We start from the raw sequence: 5,270 nt of genomic DNA, 5'->3' as shown, positions 1-5,270 counted from the left end.
TCGTCCCGACCGCCGATTGCGCCGGCGTGCGGTTCCGGGCGGCGGTCGACGGTGTCACCACCAGCGGCTCCGGCTACCCGCGTTCGGAACTGCGTCTAACCCTGTTTCTCACTCACGACCGCGCGGGCGACCCCGAGGTCCACCAGGTCCTGTGGCCGCAGGTGCAGCTGGTTGGCGATGTCCGGCACCTCCGAAGCCGGTCGCTTCAGGATCGCCGCCGCGGCTTCCGGGGACGTCACCGAGAAGTACGCGTCCGGGGTCACCCACGTCGACTCCAGGGCCGCGAACGCCAGTGCGCCGCCCGAGCCGCCCTCGCCGATCACCAAGGTCGTCACCGGGATCGAGGCCGTCGCGACCGCTTCGAACATCGCCGCGATCGCGCCGCCCGCGCCCGCCTGCTCGGCCGCCGCGTCGTTCGCCGCGCCCGGGGTGTCGACCAGGGTCAGCACCGGGATGCCCAGCCGGGAAGCCAGCTTGACCAGCCGCGCCGCCGTCCGGAAGCCCGAAGGCAACGTCGGTGTGCCGCACTGGGCCGCGTACGCGATCGTCCGGCCGTCACGCCAGCCGAAGCCGCACAGGACACCCGGGTCGACGCCGCCGGTGCGGTCGCCGCTGACGTCCGAGCGCCAGTCGAAGTACGCGTCGAGGTACTCGACGGCCCGCGGCCGACGCGGGGACCGCGCGGCCTCCACCGCCTCCCAGCCCGTCGAAGGCAGCGAAGCCGCTCGTAGCGCCGAAGGCGGCGGAGCGGCCGCCGACGAGTGTGCGGTCAGCAGCCGCAGCCACCGTTCCAGGGTCGGGCCGAGCGCGTCCGGGGACACCAGAGCGTCGACCTGACCCCACTCGTACTTGGCCTCCGCCGTGTACGCCTCCGGCGATCCGTCCGGACGCACCCGCGAGCCCGCGAAGCCGACCTGTGCTTCCGGCAGCGCGAGGATGACGTCGGCACCCGCGCCGAGCGTCGCCCAGCCGCCGCCGGTCGTCGGGTCGCGCAGCACCGAGATCTGCGGGATGCCCGACGCCCGCGTCAGCGCCGACGCCCGGGCCACCCGCTGCAGCTGCATCAACGCGCGCATGCCCTGCTGCATGCGGCTGCCGCCGGTCGAAATCAGCGACACCACCGGCAGCCGCGCGTCGCGCGCGTGCGCGAACGCCGCCTCGATCCGGTCGCCGGTGCGCTGCCCGAGCGACCCGCCGAGGAACCCGAACTCGAACGCGATCAGCACGGCCTCGACGTCGCCGACCTTCGCCGTCCCGCAGACGACGGACTCCTTCTCACCGGTGCGCTCTTCGGCGGCGGAGCGTGCTTCGCGGTAACCGGGCCAGCCGATCGGCCCGTCGGCCGGCTCGTCGCGCAACGGCGTGGGGAACTCCTCGAAGCCGTTGGCGATCGCGCCGACGACCTCGCGCGCCGGCCGTCTAGTCACCGAGCGCCCGCTTCATGACCTTGCCCATGTCGTTGCGCGGCAACGCGTCCAGGTAGCGGACGACCCGCGGGCGCTTGTGCGGCGAGAGCAGCTTCGCGACGTGGTCGGCCAGCTCCTCCGCGCCGGGTGGCTCCCCGTCGGGCACGATCCACGCGACGATCCGCTCGCCGAGGTCGTCGTCCGGCTCGCCGGTGACGGCCGCCTCCGCGACGCCGGGGTGTTCGAGCAGCGCGTTCTCGATCTCGCCGGCGCCGATCTTGTAGCCGCCGCTCTTGATCAGGTCGGTCGCCTTGCGCCCGACGATCTGCACGTACCCGTCGGAGTCGCGGGTGGCCATGTCGCCGGTGCGGAACCAGCCGCCGTCGAACGCGGCCGCCGTCGCGTCCGGGCGGTTGAGGTACTCGGTGAACAAGTTGGGCCCGCGCACCTGGATCTCGCCGACGCTGTCGAGGTCCTCGATCGTCTCGCCGGCTTCGCCGACCAGCCTGAGCTCGACGCCGCGCAGCGGGACGCCGACGGTGCCGGGCTTGCGCTCGCCGTCCGCGCGGACGCTCGTGTTCATCAGCGTCTCGGTCATCCCGTAGCGCTCGACGACCTGCTGGCCGGTCGCCGCGGTGATCCGCTGGTGGTCGTGCACCGGCAGCGCGGCCGACCCGGAAACCAGCAGCCGTGCGTTCTTCAGCGCCTCCGCCAGCGCGGTGTCCGTGGCGACCTCGCCGGCGATGCGGTGGTACATCGTCGGGACGCCGAACAGCATGGTCGCGCCGGTCGCCAGCTCGCGCGTGACGCCTTCGGTCGAGAAGCGGCCGAGGTGGCGCACCGAACCGCCGCGGCGCAGCGGGCCGAGGATGCCGAGGATCAGGCCGTGCACGTGGAACAGCGGGAGCCCGTGCACGAGGACGTCTTCGCCGGTCCAGCCCCAGGCGTCCTCGAGAGCGTCGAGCGTCGTCGCGATCGACCGGCGGGGGAGGACGACGCCCTTGGGCGGGCCGGTGGTGCCCGACGTGTAGACGATCAGCGCGGGCGTCTCGGGGTCGGGCTCGTCCGGGATCGGCGTGGTTTCGCCGGTCAGCGGGATGTCACGGCGGGGCAGCGCCGCCAGGCCTTCGGGCAGCTCGACGCCCGGTTCGGCCAGCACCAGCTCCGGTTCGCTGTCGGCGAGGATGTGGGCCAGCTCACGCTCGCCGATCTTCGGGTTGAGCGGCACGGCCGGGACGCCGGCCAGCAGCGCGGCCACGACGGCGACGCTCGTGTGGAGGGTCGGGGTCGCCCAGACCGCGACCCGGCCACGGGGCAGCCCGGCGGCGAGACCGCCGGCGACCGCGGCGAGTTCACGGTAAGCAAGAGCCTGTTCGCCGAACCGGAGGGCTTCCTTGCCCGAACCTGACGCGAGGGTGGGGAACAACGGGTCGGGCACCGCGGGGACCTCCCAGAGTCGCACTCGCCCCGCACGTTACCGTGCGGATCAGTCCCCTGCAGCAAGCGGCCGAAGGCCCTGGTCGTACGCTTGCTTACCGTGTTGGTACTGGCGATCGATACCTCGACCCCGGCGGTCACCGCGGGCGTCGTCGAGGCGGACGGCGACGGGGTCGAGACGCGCGGCGAACGCGTCACAGTGGACCCTCGCGCCCACGGCGAGCTGATCATGCCGCACGCGCTGGCCGCCGCCGAGGCCGCCGGAGTGTCGCTCAAGGACCTCGACGCGATCGTCGTCGGCGTCGGGCCCGGCCCCTTCACCGGCCTGCGCGCCGGGATGGCCACCGCCGCCGCGCTCGGGCACGCCCTCGGCCTCCCGGTGTACCCCGTCTGCAGCCTCGACGCGCTGGCCGCCGACGTCGTCCGGAGCGACAGCGCTTTCCTCGTCCTCACCGACGCCCGCCGCCGCGAGGTCTACTGGGCCGCGTACGACGCCGCCGGGAACCGCACCGACGGCCCGCACGTCCAGCGCCCGGCCGAGCTGGAGACCGGGATCGAGGTCGCGGCCGGCGACGGCGCGGTGCTGTACGCCGACGCGCTCGACGTCCAGCCGATCGAGCCGCGCTTCCCGTCGCCCGCCGGCTTGGTGAAGGTCGCGCGGAGTGCGTTGCTGGCGAAGGAAACGCCCGCGCCGCTGACGCCCCTGTACCTGCGCCGTCCCGACGCCGCCGAGCCCACCGCGCCGAAACGGGTGACCGCGCCGTGAGACTCGAGCCGCTGCGCCGCCGGGACATCGCCCGGTGCGTCGAGATCGAGCAGATCCTCTTCCCCGGCGACGACCCGTGGAGCTCCCGCGCCTTCCACTCGGAGCTGGACGCGGGCAACTTCTACCTCGCCGCGCGCCCGGACGAGAGCGACGAGCTGCTCGGGTACGCCGGGCTCGCCGTCGTCGGACGCCGCCGCGGCGAGTACGAGGCGACCGTGCACACCATCGGCGTCGCGCCCGAGCACCAGCGCCGGGGTATCGGCAAGGCGCTGCTGCGGGCCCTGCTGGAGCGGGCCGACGAGTTCGAGGCGCCGGTGTTCCTCGAGGTCCGCACGGACAACGACTCGGCTCTCGCGCTGTACGAGAGCCACGGCTTCGAACGGCTCGGCATCCGGAAGCGCTACTACCAGCCCTCCGGCGCCGACGCGTACACGATGGTCCGCCCGGCGCGGACGCGAGACGAGGTGGCGGGCTGATGTCACGCATCATCATGGGCATCGAGAGCTCGTGCGACGAGACCGGCGTCGGCCTGGTCCGCCTGCACGACGACGGCACGGTCGAGCTGCTCGCCGACGAGGTCGCTTCCAGCGTCGAGCAGCACGCCCGGTTCGGTGGCGTGGTGCCCGAGGTCGCCAGTCGCGCGCACCTCGAGGCGATGGTCCCGACGACTTCGCGTGCCTTCGAAAAAGCCGGGCTCGCACTGTCCGATGTGGACGCTATTGCGGTGACGGCCGGGCCGGGCCTGGCCGGTGCGCTGCTGGTCGGTGTGTCCGCGGCGAAGGCTTACGCGACGGCGCTGGACGTTCCTTTGTACGGCGTCAACCACCTGGCCGGGCACATCGCGGTGGACACGCTGCAGCACGGGCCGTTGCCGACGCCGTGCCTGGCGCTGCTGGTCTCCGGTGGGCATACCCAGCTGCTGCGCGTCGACGATATCGCGTCGTCGATCACCGAGTTGGGGTCCACTGTGGATGATGCGGCTGGTGAGGCTTACGACAAGGTTGCGCGCGTGCTGGGCTTGCCGTACCCGGGTGGGCCGCCGATCGATAAGGCTGCGAAGAATGGGAATCCTTCTGCGATCGCCTTCCCTCGGGGTATGACGGGTCCGCGCGACGCTAAGAACGACTTTTCTTTTTCGGGCTTGAAGACGTCGGTGGCGCGTTGGGTCGAGGGTGCGGCTCGGCGGGGCGAGGAGATCCCGGTGGATGACGTTGCTGCGTCGTTCCAGGAGGCCGTTGCGGATGTGCTGACCATGAAGGCGATTCGTGCGGCTAAGGAGCAGGGGATTGGCACCATCGTGATTTCCGGTGGTGTGGCGGCGAACTCGCGGCTTTCGTCGCTGGCGGCTGAGCGTTGTGCCGCGGCTGGGATCGAGCTGCGGGTTCCGCGGCCGCGGCTGTGTACGGATAATGGCGCGATGATCGCGGCTTTGGGGGCGCATGTGGTGGCGGCCAAGCGTCCGACTGCGGCGCTGGACTTCAGTGCTAACCCGGCTCTGCCGGTGTCGGTGGTGTCGCTCTAGGGTCGTTCGCCACCCCGCTCGGCCATTGTGACTACGGCCGGCGGCAGCCGACGGTCCAGCCCCCGGACTGGTTGCCGATGTCGTCCGCGTTCTTGCCGGCCACGAAGATCTTGTCCCGCTTCGAAAGCGGCAGCACGTG

The 5,270-nt window shown here is 72.3% G+C and carries 5 protein-coding genes; 3 read left to right on the top strand and 2 right to left on the bottom strand.

The genetic code is table 11. From position 1 onward, the window contains the following. Window positions 1-95 precede the first annotated feature (95 nt). Complete coding sequence (locus tag ABZ342_RS48795) at window positions 96-1,427, bottom strand: carboxyl transferase domain-containing protein (protein WP_360488894.1); 1,332 nt, start codon at window positions 1,425-1,427, stop codon at window positions 96-98. Then, the gene (locus tag ABZ342_RS48790; RefSeq protein WP_360488896.1) at window positions 1,420-2,844 is read right to left on the bottom strand and encodes an acyl-CoA synthetase; all 1,425 of its coding nucleotides are present in this window, start codon (window positions 2,842-2,844) and stop codon (window positions 1,420-1,422) included. The genes ABZ342_RS48795 and ABZ342_RS48790 overlap by 8 nt, the downstream gene beginning before the upstream one ends. 99 nt (window positions 2,845-2,943) lie before the next feature. Here ABZ342_RS48790 and tsaB point away from each other — a divergent pair, with 99 nt between their 5' ends. From tsaB to tsaD, 3 genes are read left to right on the top strand one after another with little or no spacing between them, the layout of a single operon-like run. Beyond that, window positions 2,944-3,609, top strand: coding sequence for a tRNA (adenosine(37)-N6)-threonylcarbamoyltransferase complex dimerization subunit type 1 TsaB (tsaB, locus tag ABZ342_RS48785; RefSeq protein ID WP_360488892.1), 666 nt, complete (start codon window positions 2,944-2,946; stop codon window positions 3,607-3,609). After that, complete coding sequence (rimI, locus tag ABZ342_RS48780) at window positions 3,606-4,085, top strand: ribosomal protein S18-alanine N-acetyltransferase (protein WP_155548914.1); 480 nt, start codon at window positions 3,606-3,608, stop codon at window positions 4,083-4,085. Before tsaB ends, rimI begins: the two co-directional genes overlap by 4 nt. Next, window positions 4,085-5,131, top strand: coding sequence for a tRNA (adenosine(37)-N6)-threonylcarbamoyltransferase complex transferase subunit TsaD (gene tsaD / locus ABZ342_RS48775; RefSeq protein ID WP_360488889.1), 1,047 nt, complete (start codon window positions 4,085-4,087; stop codon window positions 5,129-5,131). Before rimI ends, tsaD begins: the two co-directional genes overlap by 1 nt. Window positions 5,132-5,270 lie beyond the last annotated feature (139 nt).

This window comes from Amycolatopsis sp. NPDC005961 (assembly GCF_040629235.1).
Taxonomy (GTDB): Bacteria; Actinomycetota; Actinomycetes; order Mycobacteriales; family Pseudonocardiaceae; genus Amycolatopsis; species Amycolatopsis camponoti.
Note: the sequence above shows the minus strand (reverse complement) of the source record. Positions and strands in the feature narration are given on the sequence as shown.